13 protein-coding genes are annotated in these 16,921 nt (G+C 69.1%); 6 read left to right on the forward strand and 7 right to left on the reverse strand.

Annotated features, from left to right (window positions below):
• Nucleotides 1–17: 17 nt before the first annotated feature.
• Entirely contained in the window at nucleotides 18–707 is a 690-nt protein-coding gene (locus ACSBPG_RS23650; RefSeq protein ID WP_435539688.1) for a hemerythrin domain-containing protein, read from the forward strand.
• A 180-nt stretch (nucleotides 708–887) separates the two neighbouring features.
• Here ACSBPG_RS23650 and ACSBPG_RS23655 read toward each other — a convergent pair whose 3' ends face one another.
• The 6 genes from ACSBPG_RS23655 to ACSBPG_RS23680 all read right to left on the reverse strand — a co-directional run bounded on the left by ACSBPG_RS23655 (nucleotide 888) and on the right by ACSBPG_RS23680 (nucleotide 7,202).
• Nucleotides 888–1,658: a 2-keto-4-pentenoate hydratase gene (locus ACSBPG_RS23655; protein WP_435539689.1), complete on the reverse strand. Its 771-nt coding sequence runs from the start codon at nucleotides 1,656–1,658 to the stop codon at nucleotides 888–890.
• 38 nt (nucleotides 1,659–1,696) lie between these two features.
• The gene (locus ACSBPG_RS23660) at nucleotides 1,697–2,905 is read right to left on the reverse strand and encodes a CaiB/BaiF CoA transferase family protein (RefSeq protein WP_435539690.1); all 1,209 of its coding nucleotides are present in this window, start codon (nucleotides 2,903–2,905) and stop codon (nucleotides 1,697–1,699) included.
• Nucleotides 2,906–2,943: 38 nt separating this feature from the next.
• The gene (locus ACSBPG_RS23665) at nucleotides 2,944–4,224 is read right to left on the reverse strand and encodes a TRAP transporter large permease (RefSeq protein ID WP_435539691.1); all 1,281 of its coding nucleotides are present in this window, start codon (nucleotides 4,222–4,224) and stop codon (nucleotides 2,944–2,946) included.
• Nucleotides 4,221–4,823, reverse strand: coding sequence for a TRAP transporter small permease (locus ACSBPG_RS23670; RefSeq protein ID WP_435539692.1), 603 nt, complete (start codon nucleotides 4,821–4,823; stop codon nucleotides 4,221–4,223). Before ACSBPG_RS23670 ends, ACSBPG_RS23665 begins: the two co-directional genes overlap by 4 nt.
• Nucleotides 4,824–4,986: 163 nt before the next feature.
• Nucleotides 4,987–5,970 (reverse strand): TRAP transporter substrate-binding protein, encoded by a 984-nt coding sequence (locus ACSBPG_RS23675; protein WP_435539693.1) that lies wholly within the window; start codon nucleotides 5,968–5,970, stop codon nucleotides 4,987–4,989.
• A gap of 35 nt (nucleotides 5,971–6,005) precedes the next feature.
• Nucleotides 6,006–7,202, reverse strand: a complete 1,197-nt coding sequence (locus ACSBPG_RS23680; RefSeq protein WP_435539694.1) for a pyridoxal-phosphate-dependent aminotransferase family protein — start codon at nucleotides 7,200–7,202, stop codon at nucleotides 6,006–6,008.
• A 206-nt stretch (nucleotides 7,203–7,408) separates the two neighbouring features.
• On the opposite strand from ACSBPG_RS23680, the gene ACSBPG_RS23685 reads away from it, so the two are divergent.
• The 4 genes from ACSBPG_RS23685 to ACSBPG_RS23700 all read left to right on the forward strand — a co-directional run bounded on the left by ACSBPG_RS23685 (nucleotide 7,409) and on the right by ACSBPG_RS23700 (nucleotide 13,675).
• Nucleotides 7,409–10,384: an FAD-binding and (Fe-S)-binding domain-containing protein gene (locus tag ACSBPG_RS23685; protein ID WP_435539695.1), complete on the forward strand. Its 2,976-nt coding sequence runs from the start codon at nucleotides 7,409–7,411 to the stop codon at nucleotides 10,382–10,384.
• A complete protein-coding gene (locus ACSBPG_RS23690) occupies nucleotides 10,381–11,064 on the forward strand; it encodes a GntR family transcriptional regulator (RefSeq protein WP_435539696.1) in 684 nt (227 codons plus the stop codon). Before ACSBPG_RS23685 ends, ACSBPG_RS23690 begins: the two co-directional genes overlap by 4 nt.
• A gap of 596 nt (nucleotides 11,065–11,660) precedes the next feature.
• Nucleotides 11,661–13,025: an AAA family ATPase gene (locus ACSBPG_RS23695; protein WP_435539697.1), complete on the forward strand. Its 1,365-nt coding sequence runs from the start codon at nucleotides 11,661–11,663 to the stop codon at nucleotides 13,023–13,025.
• Entirely contained in the window at nucleotides 13,022–13,675 is a 654-nt protein-coding gene (locus ACSBPG_RS23700; protein WP_435539698.1) for a hypothetical protein, read from the forward strand. Before ACSBPG_RS23695 ends, ACSBPG_RS23700 begins: the two co-directional genes overlap by 4 nt.
• A gap of 387 nt (nucleotides 13,676–14,062) precedes the next feature.
• Here ACSBPG_RS23700 and ACSBPG_RS23705 read toward each other — a convergent pair whose 3' ends face one another.
• Nucleotides 14,063–15,730, reverse strand: a complete 1,668-nt coding sequence (locus tag ACSBPG_RS23705; protein ID WP_435539699.1) for a GMC oxidoreductase — start codon at nucleotides 15,728–15,730, stop codon at nucleotides 14,063–14,065.
• A 315-nt stretch (nucleotides 15,731–16,045) separates the two neighbouring features.
• On the opposite strand from ACSBPG_RS23705, the gene ACSBPG_RS23710 reads away from it, so the two are divergent.
• Entirely contained in the window at nucleotides 16,046–16,867 is an 822-nt protein-coding gene (locus tag ACSBPG_RS23710; protein WP_435539700.1) for a M48 family metallopeptidase, read from the forward strand.
• Nucleotides 16,868–16,921: the final 54 nt, after the last annotated feature.

Below are 16,921 nucleotides of genomic sequence, written 5' to 3' on the forward strand. Positions count from 1 at the left end.
TCATGGAGACGGACGCGATGACCGCCCAAGCCCCCCGTTACGAGATCTACCGCCTGATCCACAAGGGCCTGCGCGCCTTCATGGCCGACACGCTGCTGGCCGTCGGCTCGCTGGACGGCGACGACGAGGCGGCGGTGGCCGACGCGCTGGGCCGCGTGCGCGGCCTGGCCGACTTCTGCCGCCGGCACCTGGAGCACGAGAACGGCTTCGTCCACCCGGCCATGGAGGCGCGGGCTCCCGGCTCGACCCGCGACACCGCCGGCGACCACGAGCACCACGAAGCCGACATCGAAGCGCTGGAGAGCGCCGTCGCCGAGGTCGCGAGCCGCCGCGGCGCGGAGCGTGCGGCCGCCGCCCAGGCGTTGTACCGCCGGCTCTGCGTGTTCGTCGGCGAAAACCTCGTCCACATGGAGCAGGAGGAGGGCCGCAACACCGCCGTCCTCTGGCGCACCCACAGCGACGAGGAGCTGATGGCGCTCGAACGCGCCATCGTCGCCGCCCAGCCGCCGGAGGAGCAGATGCTGGGCCTGCGCTGGATGGTCGCCGCCGCCACGCCGGCCGAGCGGGCCGAGCTGCTTGGCGGCGTCCGCGCCGCCGTCCCGCCGGAGGTGTTCGGCGGCATCCTGGACACGGTGATGCGGCCCCTCGCCGCGGCCGACCGCGCCAAGCTGCAGCGGGCGCTGGCGACGCCCGCATTGGCGGCGTGAGGGCACGCGCCGATCGCCGCGCGGCCCTCCCAGGGAGCCCTCCCTCGCCCCCGGCTCTCGGCGAATGAAGGCATTCGCCTGACGCCGTCAGCGGGACCTTTGGTTCCGCGAGAGGCGGGGGAGGGAGGGACCCGGCCGAAGGCCGGGAGGGCGGGGGCGGGGCTTTTCCCCGCCGCGCCCTCAGCGTTCCTCGAAGCGCAGCTCGACCCGGCCGAGGCCCGGCATCTCGGCGACCACGTGGGCGGACGGGCCGACCGGCACCAGGCCGGTCATGGTGCCGGTGGTGACGATGGTGCCGGCGTCGATGCCGACGCCGCGGGCCGACAGCGTGTTGGCCAGCCACACCAGCAGGGCGAAGGGATCGCCGGCCGGATTGCCGCCGCGGCCGGCCGCCCGTTCCTCGCCGTCGACCGTCAGCCGAACCGCCTGGGTCAGCGGGTCGACGCCGTGCCATTCGGTCACCGGCGTGCCGGCGACGAAGTGGCCGTTGGACTGGAAGTCGGCAAGCTGCGACAGGGGCGAGGCCGCGGTGCGCTCGGCGTAGCGGGTGTCGACCACCTCGAGCGCCGGCATCAGGGCGTCGACGGCGTCCAGCACCTCGTGGCGGCCGTAGGCGGCGGCGCGCGGCGGCAGGGCGCGGCCGAAGCGGACGGCGATCTCCGCCTCGATGCCGCGCATGGAGAAGGCGTTGCCGTTCAGCACCGCCGGCCCCTCGCTGACCGCCGAGGCGACGAGGGGGGCGCAGTTGGGCTCGGCGTCGGGGGCGCGGGCGCCCACCTTCCAGCCCTCCACAGTCTCGCCCAGGCGCGCCACCACCGCGTCCTGGATGGCGTAGGCGTCGGTGGCCGACGCCGGGCGCAGATCGTCGGGCAGGTCGGCGGGACGGGCGCCGCCGCGACGGACGGCGACCAGCAGGTCGGCGGCGAGATCGATGCAGGATGCGGTGTCCATGAATGCGCGTCCATTCCTTTTCTTGCGGGTGCCCCCTCTTACCCGATGGCCCCCTCCTCGGCCAAGCGGTCGAGGGTTGCGTCGTCGAATCCGTACTCGGACAGGACCGAGCGCGTGTGCTCGCCGAGCCGCGGCGCGGCGCGGCGGACGCCGCCCGGGGTGCGCGAGAACTTGACCGGCAGGCCCAGCGTCTTCACCGCACCGGCGGCCCCGTGCTCGACCTCCACCACCATCTCGCGGGCGAGCGTGTGCGGGTGCTCGTGCATCTCGGCGACGCTCAGCACCGGCCCGGCCGGCACCCCGGCCGCCGCCAGCCGGTCCAGCCACTCGGCGGTGGTGTGGCGCCGGAAGACCGCGCCCAGCAGCGGCTCCAGCGCGTCGAGGTGGGCCATGCGGCCGGCGTTGTCGGCGAAGCGCGGGTCTTCCGCCAGCTCCGGCGCCGCGATGGCGGCCAGCAGGCGCAGCCAGTTCGCCTGGGTCGCGGCGCCCACGTTGATCCAGCCGTCGGCGGTGGGGAACGCCTGATAGGGCGCGTTCAGCGGGTGGGCCGAGCCGAGCGGCCCCGGGCTGACCCCGGTGGCGAAGCGGATCGCCGACTGCCAGTAGGTGTGGACGATGCCGGCCTCGAACAGCGAGGTGTCGACCCGCTGGCCGCGTCCGGTGCGCCGGCACTCCAGCAGGGCCGCCAGCACCCCCATGGCGGCGAGGATGCCGGCGGTGATGTCGGTCACCGGCGCCCCCAGCTTGACCGGCGGCCGCCCCGGCCCCTCGCCGGTGATGCTCATCAGCCCGCTCATCCCCTGGGCGATCAGGTCGAAGCCGCCCTGCTCGGCGAGCGGCCCGCTGCGCCCGAAGCCGGAGATCTCGCACACCACCAGGCGCGGGTTGAGGGCCTCCAGCGCCTCCGGCCCGAAGCCCAGCTTCTCCAGGGTGCCGCGGCGGTAGTTCTCGATCAGCACGTCGGCGTCGCGCAGCAGCCGGCGCAGCGCCTCGCGCCCGCCCTCGCTCTTCAGGTTCAACGCGATGCCGCGCTTGTTGCGGTTCATCATCATGTAGGCGGCGGACTCGCCGGCGACGGTGGGCGGCACCATGCGGCGGCTGTCGTCGCCGCCCGGCAGCTTCTCCACCTTCAGCACGTCGGCGCCCATGTCGGCCAGCATCAGCCCGCACACCGGGCCCGCCATGATGTGCGCCAGTTCCACCACCTTCACGCCGGCCAGCGGCCCGGCGGTCCGTCCGTCGGTCATCGGTCCTCCCATGGTCGCGCTTGCGCGGGGCGCTCGGCTCAGTAGACCAGATTGACGAGCGCCAGCGAGAGCGCCGGCACGTAGGTGCAGATCGCCAGCACGAACAGCAGCGCGGCGATGAAGGGCAGGTTGACCTTGGTGGTCTCCCAGATGTCGGAGCGGGCGATCGAGCAGGCGGCGATCAGCACGCTGGCCACCGGCGGCGTCTGCTGGCCGATGGCGAGGTTCAGGGTCACCACCAGACCGAAATGAACGGGGTCGATGCCGACCTCGGTCACCAGCGGCATGACGATGGGCACCACCAGGATGATGGCGGCGGCCGAGTGCAGGAACATGCCGAGCACCAGGAAGGCCACGTTCATCAGCGCCAGCACCGCGTACTTGTCGGTGGTCAGGGCGGCGATGGCGCGCGCCAGCTTCTGCGGCAGCTGCGCCTCGGTGAGGAAGGTGCCGATCAGCGCCGAGGCCGCCACCAGCAGCATCACCACCGCGGTCTGGACGCCGCCGTCGAGGCAGGCGCGGTAGAGCTCGCGCAGGTTCAGCTCGCGGTAGATGACGACGCTGATGAACAGCGCCGCCGCCACCGCCAGCCCGGCCCCCTCGGTCGCCGTGACGAAGCCGCCGAAGATGCCGCCGAGGATGATGACCGGCAAGAGGAAGGCCCAGGCCGCGTCCTTGAACGTCTGCACCAGGCGCGACACCTGGAAGCGTTCCTCGACCGGGAAATCGTAGCGCACCGCCTGGATGTAGGCGGCGACCGCCAGGCCGATGGCGCCGAGGATGCCCGGCAGGATGCCGGCGACGAACATCTTGACGACCGACGTCTCCGCCATGACGGCGTAGAGGATCATCGGGATCGACGGCGGGATGATGATGGCGAGGCTGGCGGCCGAGGAGCAGATGGCGGCCGCGAACTCCTTGGAATAGCCGCGCTGGCGCATCGCCGGGATGAGGATGGTGCCGAGCGCCGCCACCCCGGCGACGGCGGAGCCGGAGATCTCTGCGAAGAACATGGAGGCGGCGATCGCCACCATGGACAGCCCGCCACGCACGAAGCCCAGGAGCGCCGAGGCGAAGGCCACCAGCCGGCGCGAGATCGAGGAGGCGTTCATCACGGCGCCGGCCAGGATGAACAGCGGGATCGCCAGCAGCGGGAAGTTGGTGGCGCCGTCGAACATGACCAGCGCCACGTTGGGCAGCATGTCGGTGCCCTGGATCAGCACGATCGCCGTCATGGCGACCAGGCCGAGCGCCACGGCGATGGGCACGTTGAGGAGAACCAGGGCGAACAGGCCGCCCAGCATGTAGCCGATGGTCATGGCCGCTGTCCCCCCTGCACCATGGTGCCGCGCAGCGGCGCCGCGGCGGCCCGCGCCGGCCTGGCGGCCAGCCGGGCGGCGTCGGCGCCCAGCGCCTCCTCGATCTCGTGGTCGGCGAAGCCGGCGCCGCGGGCGTCGCGCAGCACCTTGGGCAGGCGCATCGCCTCGGCCAGCATGAACAGCACGGCGCCGACCGGGATCACCGACTGGGAGAGCTGCAGCGGCACCCAGGGCAGGCTGACCAGGGTGTCGCCCTCGAGGATCACCACCACCTCCCAGCCGGTCCAGGCGAGCACGCCGAAGAACAGGAAGACGCAGCCCTCGGCGAAGACGGTGGCGGCCAGCCGCAGCCCCGGCGGGAAGGCGTTGACGATGCCGGGAAAGCCGATGTGCGCCCCCTTCAGCGCCGCCAGCGCGGCGCCGTAGTAGGTGAGCCAGGCCAGCCCCACCGAGGCGACCTCGTCGTACCAGACGAGCGAGCTGCCGAGATAGCGGAAGACGAAGCCGGCGATGATGAGCAGGGTGAGCAGGGCGACGAGCAGGACGACGATGACTTCCAGCAGCCGCTCGAAGCCGAGACGCAGGGACTCGAAGGTCACGGGCGCGATCCTCTCGGGAAGGGGCAATTCGGGGTGACCGAGGAACGGCCTCATCGATCCCCCACCCAACCCTCCCCCACGTCGCGGGGGAGGGCTCATTCCTCCCCCCACGAGGTGGGGGGAGGTCGGGAGGGGGGACCGGCGCGACCGCGTCGCGCGGTCGTCACGATTTCTTGGCGAGGCCCAACGCCTTGTCGATCAGTTCCTTGCCGTTCGGCACCTCGGCGGCGAAGTCCTTGTAGATGCCGGCGCTGGCGTCGATGAAGGCCTGCTTGTCCACCTCGTTGACCTGCATGCCGCCCTCCTTGAGCTTGGCCAGCAGCTCCTCGTCCAGCGCGGCGGCGATCTCGTAGACCTTCGGCTGCACCGCCTTGGCGGCCTCGCCGAGCGCCGCCTGCACCGCCGGGTCGAAACGGCTCCAGCTCCGTCCGGCGGTCAGGTAGGCCGGGGTGTAGACGTGGCCGGACAGCGACAGGTACTTCTGCACCTCGTGGAAGCGCGAGGGGTAGATCTGCGCGAACGGGTTCTCCTGGCCGTCCATGACGCCGGTCTGCAGGGCCACGAAGACCTCCGACAGCGCCAGCGGGCTGGGGTTGGCGCCGTAGGCCTGGAACATCTTGACCCGCCACACCCCCTGGGGCGTGCGCAGCTTGATGCCCTGCAGGTCGGCCGGCTTGACGATGGGACGCTTGCTGTTGGTGATGTGGCGGAAGCCGTTCTCCCACACGCCGAGGATGCGGTAGCCGTCCTTCTCCGCCAGCGGCGCCAGGGTCGGCATGACGATCTCGTCGCGGATGCGCGCCATGTGCTCGCGGTCCTGGACGAGGTAGGGCATCTCGAACAGGCCGAAGGCCGGCACCTCGGAGGACATGACGGTCGACGGCAGCGCCAGGTCGATGGTGCCGAGCTTCAGCTTCTTCAGCATCTCCGAATCGCCGCCGAGCTGGCTGGAGCCGTAGACCACCACCTTGGCTTTGTCGCCGAGCTTCTCGTTGGCGACGCGGGCGAACTCCTGGGCGGAGCGGTCGAACAGGGAACCGGGCTCGCCGACGTGGCCGAGCTTGATCTCCGTCTGGGCGGCGGCGCTCGCCGCCGCCAGCGTGCCGGCGACCAACACCGACGCGAACAGGTTCAGGCCGATACGCATGGTCTCTTCCTCCCTTTATGGTTCGTGTCCGGAACTCACTCCGCGGCCGCGGCCGCGGCCTGGCGGTTGCCGTGTTCGAGGTACTGGAGCGCCGCCTGCAGGCCGCCGGCGCGGTGGGGCACGCCGGCCGCGGCCAGTCCCATCTCGACGCCGGCGAGCGTGCCGGCCAGGGTCAGGTCGTTGAAGTCGCCGAGGTGGCCGATGCGGAACACCCGCCCGGCCAGCCGGCCGAGCCCGGCGCCCAGCGACATGTCGAAGCGCTCCAGCACGGTGCGCCGGAGATGGTCGGCGTCGTGCCCGTCGGGCACCAGCACGGCGGTGAGCGCGCTGGAATACTCCTCGGGCTCGGCGGCCAGCACCTCCAGGCCCCAGGCCCGCACGGCGCGCCGCGTCGCCTCGGCGTGGCGGTCGTGGCGGGCGAAGACGTTCGCCAACCCCTCCTCCATCAGCATGGCGACGGCTTCCTGCAGGCCGTAGAGCAGGTTGGTGGCCGGGGTGTAGGGGAAGAAGCCGCTGGCGTTGGCCTTCAGCATGTCCTCCCAGTCCCAGTAGGAGCGCGGCAGCCGGTTGCCGCGGCTGGCCGTCAGCGCCTTCTCCGAGACGGCGTTGAAGCCGAGCCCCGGCGGCAGCATCAGCCCCTTCTGCGAGCCCGACACCGTGACGTCCACCCCCCACTCGTCGTGGCGGTAGTCGATGGAGGCGAGCGAGGAGATGGTGTCCACCAGCAGGAGCGCGGGATGGCCGGCGCGGTCGATGGCGCGGCGCACCTGGGGGACGCGGCTGGTGACGCCGGTCGAGGTCTCGTTGTGCACCACCATCACCGCCTTAATGGCGTGCTCGCGGTCCTCGGCCAGCCGGCTCTCGACGGCGTCCGGATCGACGCCGTGGCGCCAGTCGCCCGGCACGAACTCGCAGACCACGCCGAACTTGGCCGCCAGGTTGCGCCACAGGGTGGCGAAGTGGCCGGTCTCGAACATCAGCACCCGGTCGCCGGGGGACAGCGTGTTGACGATGCACGCCTCCCACGCCCCGGTGCCGGAGGAGGGATAGATCACCACCGGCCCCGCGGTGCCGAAGACCGGGCGCACCCCCTCCAGCACGGCGCGGCCGAGGCGCTGGAACTCGGGACCGCGGTGGTCGATGGTCGGCCGGTCCATGGCCCGCAGCACGCGGTCGGGCACGTTGGTCGGGCCGGGGATCTGCAGGAAATGCCGTCCGCTGCGATGCGCCATCGCGGTGGGTCCTCCCCTCGGTCATTGTTCGTGATGCCAACCTAATTTTGCATGCAAAACGCAAAGCGGCAATCGGGAAATGCCTCACCGATACGCGAAAACGGCCTATGCCCATCGGGCAGGCCGCCGGGTCGACGCGTCCACTTTGCATCTTGCATGCAAATTGATAGGCTGGCTGGCCCGCTCCACCGGCCCGGAGACGCCCCATGCCGCTCGACGCCAGCGCCACCCCGCGCTTCACCGCCGCCGCCGCCCGCATCGGCGACAGCGCGCTCGCCGCACGGCTGCGCGCCGCGGTCAAGGGCGAGGTGCTGTTCGACCCGTTCTCCCGCGGCCGCTACAGCACCGACGCCTCGATCTACCAGGTCGAGCCGGTCGGCGTGCTGATCCCCCGCGACGACGCCGACGTGGCGGCGGCGCTGGCGATCGCCGCGGAGGAGGAGGTGCCGGTCCTGCCGCGCGGCGGTGGCTCGTCGCAGTGCGGCCAGACGGTGGGCACCGCACTGGTCGTCGACTGCTCGCGCCACCTGAACGGGGTGCTGTCGGTGGACGCGGAAGGCCGCACCGCGGTGGTGCAGCCCGGCATCGTGCTCGACGCGCTGAACCGCCGGCTGAAGCCGCTGGGCCTGTGGTACCCGGTGGACGTCTCGACCTCGGCGCAGGCCACCATCGGCGGCATGACCGGCAACAACTCCTGCGGCACGCGCTCGCTGCGCTACGGCAACATGGTCGACAACGTGCGCGCCGTCGACGCGCTGCTGGCCGACGGGACGGCCCTGCGCCTGGACGGCGGGGCCGCCGCCCCCGGCCGCCACGCCGAACTGGAGGAGCGCATGCGCGCCCTCCACGCCCGCGAGGCGGACGAGATCGCCACCCGCTTCCCCGGCGTGCGCCGGCGGGTCGGCGGCTACAACCTCGACCGGCTGGGCGGCGGGCGCCCCGACCTCGCCAGGCTGCTGGTGGGCTCCGAGGGCACGCTCGCCTTCTTCCGGCGCATCGAGCTGGCACTGGCGCCGCTGCCCCGCCACAAGGTGCTCGGCGTCTGCCACTTCCCCACCTTCCGCAAGGCCATGGAGTCGGCGCAGCACATCGTGGCGCTGAAGCCGGCGGCGGTGGAGCTGGTGGACGCCACCATGATCCGCCTCGGGCGCGACATCCCGCTGTTCCGCGCCACCATGGACCGCGCCGTGCGCGGCGAGCCCGAAGCCCTGCTGCTGGTCGAGTTCGCCGGCGAGGACCGCGAGCGGGAGATCGCCAACCTGCGGGGCCTGGTCGAGCTGATGGGCGACCTCGGCCTGCCGGACTCCGTGGTGGAGGCGGTGGACCCCGCCTTCCAGTCGGCCGTCTGGGAGGTCCGCAAGGCCGGCCTCAACATCATGATGTCGATGAAGACGGAGGGAAAGCCGGTCTCCTTCATCGAGGACTGCGCGGTGCCGCTGGAGCACCTCGCCGACTACACCGAGCGGCTGAGCGCGGTGTTCGCCCGGCACGGCACCGAGGGCACCTGGTACGCCCACGCCTCGGAGGGCTGCCTGCACGTGCGCCCGGTGCTCAACCTCAAGCTGGAGCTCGGGGCGCGGACCATGCGCGCCATCGCCGAGGAGGCCTTCGCCATGGTGCGGGAGTACAAGGGCTCCCATTCCGGCGAGCACGGCGACGGGCTGGTCCGCTCGGAGTTCCACGAACCCATGTACGGGCCGCGCCTGGTCGCCGCCTTCCGCGAGGTCAAGGCGGCCTTCGACCCGGCCGGCCTGTTCAACCCCGGCAAGATTGTCGACCCGCCGCGCATGGACGACCGCAGCCTGTTCCGCTTCAAGCCGGGCTACGCGGCCCTGCCGCTGGAGACGGCGCTGGACTGGTCGGACTGGCGGACCGGCCTGCTGGGAGCGGCGGAGATGTGCAACAACAACGGCACCTGCCGCAAGGCCGACCCCGGGGTGATGTGCCCGTCCTACCGCGCCACCGGCGACGAGACCCACGTCACCCGCGGCCGCGCCAACTCCCTGCGGCTGGCGCTGAGCGGCCAGCTCGGGCCGGACGCCTTCACCTCCGACGCCATGCACGCCACCCTGGACCTCTGCCTGAGCTGCAAGGGCTGCCGGCGGGAATGCCCGACCGGCGTCGACATGGCGAAGATGAAGGTAGAGTTCCTGCACCACTACCGCCGCCGCCACGGCCTGCCGCTGCGCGAACGGCTGGTCGCCCACCTCCCCCGCTACGCCCCCTGGGCGTCCCGGCTGGGCGCGCTGCTCGGCCTGCGCGACCGCGTGCCGGGCGCCGCCGCCCTGGCGGAGCGGCTGACCGGCTTCACCCGCCGCCGCCCCCTGCCGCGCTGGCACCGGCACCCGCTGCGCGACGGCGAGGCGACGACGGCGACGATGGGGGCGGGGACGGCGGGCGAGGTCGTGCTGCTCGCCGACTGCTTCAACCGGTGGTTCGAGGCCGACAACGCCCGCGCCGCCCTCGCCGTGCTGGCCGCCGGTGGCTACGGCGTGCGCCTCGCCGCCCCGGCCGACGGCGGCCGGCCGCTCTGCTGCGGCCGCACTTACCTGTCGGCCGGGATGGTGGACGAGGCGCGGACCGAGCAGCGCCGCCTGCTCGACGCCGTGCTGCCCGCCGTCCGGCGCGGCGTCCCGGTGGTCGGGCTGGAGCCCTCCTGCCTGCTGACCTTGCGCGACGAGGTCAAGGCCGTGCTGCCCGGCGCCGAGGCCGACGCGGTGGCGGCCAACGCCCTGCTGTTCGAGGAGTTCCTCGACCGCGAGCGCGCCGCCGGGCGGCTGGCGCTGCCGCTGAAGGCCCTTCCGTACCGCCGCGCCTTGCTGCATGGTCACTGCCACCAGAAGGCCTTCGGCGCGATGGGGGCGGTGGAGCGGGTGTTGGGTCTGGTGCCGGGGCTGGCGGTCGAGTCGGTCAAGTCCACCTGCTGCGGCATGGCCGGCGCCTTCGGCTACCAAGCGGAGCATTACGACGTCTCGATGGCGGTGGGCGAGCTGGACCTGCTGCCGGCGGTGCGTGCCGCCGGGCCGGACGACGTGGTGGTGGCCGACGGCACGAGCTGCCGCCACCAGATCGCCCACGGCGCGGCGCGGGACGCCGTGCACGTCGCGGTGGTTCTGGCCCAGGCGCTCGATGGGGCGCTCGATGGCGGGTCCGGCAGGGGGATGGAGGAGGGAACGCGGTGAACAAGATCGTCCGGCCGAGCCTGCACGAGGAGGCCGTGGCGCGCCTGCGCGACCTCATCATCGAGGGCGCCCTGCGCCCCGGCGAGCGCCTCAACGAGCGCGAGCTGTGCGAGCAGTTCGGCATCTCCCGCACGCCGCTGCGCGAAGCCCTCAAGGTCATGGCCAACGAGGGGCTGGTGGTGCTGCTGCCCAACCGGGGCGCCCGCGTCACCCGTCTCACCCGCCGCGACATCCAGGACATGTTCCACGTCATGGGGGCGCTGGAGGCGCTGTCGGGCGAACTGGCCTGCCGGCGCGTGTCCGAGGACGCCGTCGCCGAGATCCGCGCCTTGCACTACGAGATGCTGGCCGCCTACGCGCGGCGCGACCGGCGGGAGTATTTCCGCCTGAACCAGGCGATCCACGCCGCCATCCTGGCGGCCGCCGACAACCCGGTGCTGACCACCATGTACGCCAGCCTGGCCGCGCGCATCCGCCGCGTGCGCTACATGGCGAACATGGAGCAGGAGCGCTGGGATCAGGCGGTGCGCGAGCACGAGCAGATCCTGGACGCGCTGACCCGGCGCGACGCGACGCGCCTGGCCGCCGAGCTGCGCGCCCACCTGGAGCACAAGTGCGCCGTGGTGCTGGCGTCCGGCGCCATCGAGGCGGAGGAGGAACGGGCGACGGCGGCGGAGTGACGCGGCCGTCCGACGGGCACGGTCAGCGAGCGCCAAGAGGCCGCTTACCGGTTGCGGGCCGGACAGGACCCCCGTGGCTCAGGTGGCCGCGTCCTCGGGCGGGCGGGATGTCGTCCCCGAACCGTGGCAAAGACGTCCGCGTCTGGCACGGCACGGGTCGCGTCCCGCGGCATCGCCCATGGCCGCTATCCCCGTCCGAAGCCAGCGCTCTACCGCCGCATCATAATCCTGCGCAGTCCGCAAACCAGACGGCCACGTTAGCAATGTTGTACGCGATCTCCTCAGCGACGGAATGGGACAATGAAGGCTCTGGGAGGCAGATTTTTTCTGCGCGTGGAACCGCGCGACAGTGGGCTGAGGGCATATCACTTAGGACGAAATGATGCTAAAATTCGACATTTGGGGCGCAAGAAAGGACCATGTGACCTTCCCCGATGCTATTGGAGAGGGTATCTTGCATCCTCAGTGGAGTCGCAACCAACCCGCTTGGGGATGTTGGCTTACTTCATAATGCTTGTTATTTATGGTAGAGAATGACCCAGTGAACTAACGCGATTCCAGAAACAACTTCACTTACTCACGTTTTGGGGGATTAGATGTTTACAAAAATTGAGATAGATGGCTTCAAGACATTTGAAAATTTTTCGCTTGATTTGCGTCCGTTTTCCGCAATTGTGGGGCCGAATGCAAGCGGGAAATCAAACCTGTTTGATGCCCTTAGGTTTATGTCTCTTCTTGCCAGACACGATGTTCGTACCGCAATGCAAGATCTGCGCGGCGAACCCCAGGAACTGTTCCGCCGAACAGAATCGTGCCAATATGAGAAAATGAAATTTTCAGTTGAGGTTCTAATAGACAAAAAAGGTATAGATTCTTTTGGGACGCGCTACAATATTACGTCGCAGCGAATTCGATATGATCTAGAACTATCAATGAAAGTCGATTCTTACGGAAATCCTAGAGGTATATTTGTTACTCGGGAAGAATGCCGCGCAATACCGAAAAAGAATGATGATGCCAAGTTCCTGAAGCTCTCAAATATTTCTTATTCACGACGGGAGAATCCATTTATTGGAATGAAAATGTCAAATGAAGGCGAAGCAATTGCATTTGAGATCAGGCAAGATGGGCCAGCAGGAGAGAGTGGAGCGACTAAGCGGGGCCGCCCCATCACTCTTCCTGCAGTAGAAGCATCACGCACAGCTCTTTCTACTATTACGACAGCAGAGTTTCCGCACCTATATGCTCTGCGCGATCTATTTATGTCGACTCGCTTTTTGGAAATTAATCCGCAAGCGGCGCGGCGGCCAAACGATCGCTTCGAAAGCAAAGATTTGAGGCCGGACGCGTCAAATTTATCTGCTGTTCTTGCTCACTTGATGGAGAGCACAAAGCATGAAGATAGGCCGAATGGCGTCATTTCTGACATATCTCTAGACTTGGCTACTCTTATTCCTTCGGTCCGATCTGTCAATGTTTTCAACGACGCCAGCGCAAAAGAATACTCGTTTGGAGTTGCCACTTCAGAGCACCTTGAGTTTAGCTCAAGAGTAATCTCGGATGGCACAATCAGGCTTCTTGCTCTGCTTGCTGTATTAGACGACCCCAATCGCAAAGGCGTTCTTTGCTTTGAGGAGCCGGAAAACGGTGTACATGAAGGGCGAATCCCGGCTCTTGTGGAATTCCTCCGGTCCGCTGTTTCTGCGACAGAGACTATAGGGGTAGATCCTTTATTCCAGATTTTGGTCAACACCCACTCTCCAGCGGTTATGCACGCCTTGGAGGACAGCGAGATTGTTGCGGCCGATTCAGTCGTAAATATAGACAAAGAAAAAAATAGACGATCCGTGAGAACTAGAATGCGAGTTGGGGTCGAGCAGAAATTTAACCTTAACCCGGAGACCGATCTAACCCGGCTGGAGGTCGAAAGGCTGTTGCGTCGACCGGGATTAGAAGCATGACCTATATATCATGGGCAGCTCATTACGAAGGGAGCGCCGACCGATCTTATTTTGACATTTTGATACCCAGGGTTATGGAAGACATTACGCTTCGAGAGGGAGTTCGAAGTGTCATTATTCCAACAGCCCCAGCCATCATTTTAGGCCGCAGCGGCAGGCAAGTTGCCAATGTCGCTAGAGAATTGTGCGAAAATTCACAGGCCTTCTTTCTAGTATTTATCCATGCAGATACTGGCGGGCGAGCCGTATCGGAAACCCTGCCTAGACGTGGACGATCGTATTGCGATGCTGCGCACGACGCTTGTGGCTGGAATCCAGATCGATGCGTCGCGCTGGAACCACGGCATGAAATGGAGGCTTGGGCGCTGGCCGATCCGGTGGCCGTTGCCCTGGCTCTAGGATACAGCCGCGATCCAGCCAACCTCGGATTGCCGCGTAATGCCACTGAAGCAGAACGGCTAGGCGATCCTAAAGCAGCTTTGGAGCGAGCAGCTCGCACTGTACAAAGGCGCCGGAACAGCAGGGGATCCTCCCAGCTATTTCCGATGATTGCTCAAACCCAATCACTAAATGCTTTACGCGATTCGGATTCATTCCGCAGATTTGAAGAACAATTGCGAATTGGTTTGAGAAGTCTTGGATGCTTGTGAGTAGGAAAGCACCTATGTGAAAGCCCCGTTTCCCCCGATTCGGCCAGCATTGTCGAGATAGCACCTGCACCAGAAACCACGATCATACCGCGGTGCAGTGAACAACCATTCGCGCAAGCGGGCTGACCCGCTGGAGCAAACGAAAAGGCAGCCACGGACAACGTCCGGATTAATAGGCAGAAGTGCCAGAGTGATGTTCCTGCTCATCTTGCTATCATCATAATAATAATGACTTGGTCTCGCCGGCAATTTCGGATTTGGCGCTGATCCAGAAATAATCGTACCCCCTGACCCCGGTGTGACTGACGGTTGACAGCCCGACGTGTGCTGCATCATAGACGGGCTACGGCGTTATCCGAGCTGCACAGTTCATCGATGCGGCCCGGCTCACGCCGCATCGGCGACCAGGCCCGCCGCCGCTCCCGCGTCGCGGCCGAAGAGGGCGGAGACCTGGTCGGCGAGGCGCAGGGCCAGCGCCACGATGTTGATGGTGGGATGGTCGCTTCCCATGGTCGGGAACACCGAGCTTCCGCCGACGAAGAGGTTGCCGACGCCGTGCACGCGGCACTGGGCGTCGACCACCCCGTGGCGCGGGTCGCGGTGCATGCGCGTCGTGCCCATGTGGTGCCAGCACCAGCTCAGGTGTCCGTCCCACAGTGCCCCGGGATCGTCGGGGAGCGCGCTGGAGCGGACCAGGCCGAGGCGGACGAGCGCGCCGTCGACGATGCGGTGGGTGCGCAGGAAGTTGTCGCGGTCCTGGGCGGTCAGCCGCCAGTCCAGCCGGGCGACGTTGAGGCCGAGCGCGTCGCGCGCCGTGCCGAGGGTGACCCGGCTCTCCGGGTTGGGAACCGGCTCCAGGACCGTCTCCAGCGCGAACCGCCGCTCCACCCAGGCGGGATTGACGACGTTGTCGAACAGGGCGTAGGCGACCTCGTGCAGATGGGGCAGGATCTGCGGCAGCGTGTCCCGGAGCACGGCGGCGGCGCTGTCGACCGGGGTCCCGAACTTGTGGCGCTGCCTGAGGCGCACGCGCAGGTCGCGGATCGCCTTGACGGCGGCCGACGCCTCGCCGTGGTACTGGGCGACGAGGTAGGTGCGCGAGTTGAGCAGCCGTTCCCTCTCCTGGAGCGCCGGGGCCGGCGACAGCGCGGCGTGGATGGGCGGCCGCGGCAGATGCAGGCGGTGGCGCGCCAGACACAGGGTCTCGTCGTAGGCGCTGCGGTGCCGCCGCTGGTCGGCGAGGCGGACCACCGACGAGCGCACGCGCGGGTGGTCGGCGAAATAGCGGCCGACGAGGCCGTGCCGGTTGCCGAGCCCGGCCGCCTCCACCGCGTTGGACAGGAGGAGCAGCCGGGCGTTCTCGATGCCGCCGCAGCACAGCACGAAGACCTTGGCGCTCACCGAGAAGGCGTTGCCGCCGAGCGTCGCGACGCGGACGCGTTCGACGAGCGAGGCGTCGGCGTTGGCCTCGAACGCCGTCACGTTGGCGTTCAGCAGGCAGGTGACGTTGGCGGCCGACCGGATGCTCTCGCGGTGGACGTCGCCCAGGCGCTTGGCGCCGGCGAACAGGGCGACGCGGTTCTCCAGCCCCTCCTCCTCGACCGGCAGGAATCCCGTCCCGCCCGCCCGCAGGCGCGCGGCCCACGTCGCGACGTCGTCGAAGGGCCCCAGGCCGAGGACGTCGCGGGCGCGCTCGACGAACGGCCGCATCTCGTCCCGGGTGATCGGCCAGCCGCTGTTGGGCACCCAGGGGCGCGCCAGGAAGTCGCTGTCCTCCATCGGCCGGCACGACCCGCCCCAGCAGTTGGTGCTGCCGCCGAAGTAGCGGCTGCGCGCGGTGGCCAGCGGCTCGTAGGGGCGCCCGACGTTGTCGCCCGCGTACAGGGCCTGCGTGGGCCCGTCGGCGTCCAGCCCGCCGGCCTCCAGGAGCGCGACGCGCCACGGCCGGTCCCGCATCTCGAGGGCGATGGTGAGTCCCGCGGCGCCGGCGCCGACGATGCAGACATCGTACTGGTGGTCCTTGCCCGAAGGCATTTTACGGGCGTCGATGAACATGCACGTTCCACTCCCGCGGGAAAGCCGATGGCGGTGGGCCCATATTGCCAAGCTTGCCCGTCGCACCGGCCATGGAACTGCGGCGTAATCCGCCGGCAGGAGGATGCTCCCGGGTTGCGCAGGCGGCCGCACGATCGCCCGAAGGACGCGGCGTTGCCGTTACCCAGATTGCGCCGGCCGGCACCAAAGCCTTATTCCTACGGAGCCCGACGGCGTCGCTCCGGCCCGCCGGGAACGTCGGCGCCGACCGGAACCCGCACGGCGGGTCGACGTTGCCCCGGCGCACCTCCCGCCAACAGCCCTACGGTCCCCGGCATGTGCCTGCACCACCCGCCCCGCCCCCCGCCGCCGGCCGGCCGCCGCCCCGGCCTCGACCGGCGCGCCGTTCTCGGGCTGCTCTCCGGTGCCGCCGCCGCCCCGCTGCTGGGCGGCTGCGACGACGTCTCCCTGCCCTTCCACCTCGTCTCCGACGAGACGGTGCAACGGCTGGGGCTGGAGAGCTGGGAGCGCATCCGCGCCGACACCCCGGCATCGGGCAACGGCGCCTACCAGCGGGCGGTGCGGAGCGTCGGCCGGCGGCTGCTGGCGGCGGCCGGCGAGGACCCCGCGCGCTGGGAGATGGTGGTGTTCGCCGGACCGGAGGTGAACGCCTTCGCCCTGCCCGGCGGCAAGATCGGCGTCTACGAGGGCATGTTCCAGGTGGCGGCCGACCCCGACCAGCTCGCCGCGGTGATCGGCCACGAGATCGGCCACAACCAGGCCGAACACTCCCAGGAGCGGCTCAGCGTCGCCACCCTGAAGCAGTTCGGCCTGCGCCTGGTCAGCGCCGCCCTGCAGATCGGCGACGTCCAGTACGCCAACGAGATCGCCGCCCTGCTCGGCATCGGCGTCGAGTTCGGGCTGGTGCTGCCCTACTCCCGCGGCCAGGAACTGGAGGCCGACCGCCTCGGCCTGCACACCATGGCGCGCGCCGGCTTCGACCCGCGCGCGGCGGTCGCCCTGTGGCGGCGCATGGAGCGGATGGCCGGTCGGGGAGCGCCGGCCTTCCTGTCCACCCATCCCGCCGCCGGCGACCGCGTCGCGGCGCTCGAGGCCCTGTTGCCGGAGGTGACCGGCGGCGGCAATACCCGGTCCTGAGGCGGCCGGGATCGACCCGGCCCCCGAGCCGGACCGCCGTCGGGACGGCGAACC

Source organism: Azospirillum sp. ST 5-10 (genome assembly GCF_051225715.1).
GTDB lineage: Bacteria > Pseudomonadota > Alphaproteobacteria > Azospirillales > Azospirillaceae > Azospirillum.

Coding starts and splice junctions, on each gene's coding strand:
- ACSBPG_RS23650 (WP_435539688.1), top strand. CDS start 18: ATGACCGCCCAAGCCCCCCGTTACGAGATCTACCGCCTGATCCACAAG.
- ACSBPG_RS23655 (WP_435539689.1), bottom strand. CDS start 1,658: ATGGACACCGCATCCTGCATCGATCTCGCCGCCGACCTGCTGGTCGCC.
- ACSBPG_RS23660 (WP_435539690.1), bottom strand. CDS start 2,905: ATGACCGACGGACGGACCGCCGGGCCGCTGGCCGGCGTGAAGGTGGTG.
- ACSBPG_RS23665 (WP_435539691.1), bottom strand. CDS start 4,224: ATGACCATCGGCTACATGCTGGGCGGCCTGTTCGCCCTGGTTCTCCTC.
- ACSBPG_RS23675 (WP_435539693.1), bottom strand. CDS start 5,970: ATGCGTATCGGCCTGAACCTGTTCGCGTCGGTGTTGGTCGCCGGCACG.
- ACSBPG_RS23680 (WP_435539694.1), bottom strand. CDS start 7,202: ATGGCGCATCGCAGCGGACGGCATTTCCTGCAGATCCCCGGCCCGACC.
- ACSBPG_RS23685 (WP_435539695.1), top strand. CDS start 7,409: ATGCCGCTCGACGCCAGCGCCACCCCGCGCTTCACCGCCGCCGCCGCC.
- ACSBPG_RS23695 (WP_435539697.1), top strand. CDS start 11,661: ATGTTTACAAAAATTGAGATAGATGGCTTCAAGACATTTGAAAATTTT.
- ACSBPG_RS23700 (WP_435539698.1), top strand. CDS start 13,022: ATGACCTATATATCATGGGCAGCTCATTACGAAGGGAGCGCCGACCGA.
- ACSBPG_RS23705 (WP_435539699.1), bottom strand. CDS start 15,730: ATGTTCATCGACGCCCGTAAAATGCCTTCGGGCAAGGACCACCAGTAC.
- ACSBPG_RS23710 (WP_435539700.1), top strand. CDS start 16,046: ATGTGCCTGCACCACCCGCCCCGCCCCCCGCCGCCGGCCGGCCGCCGC.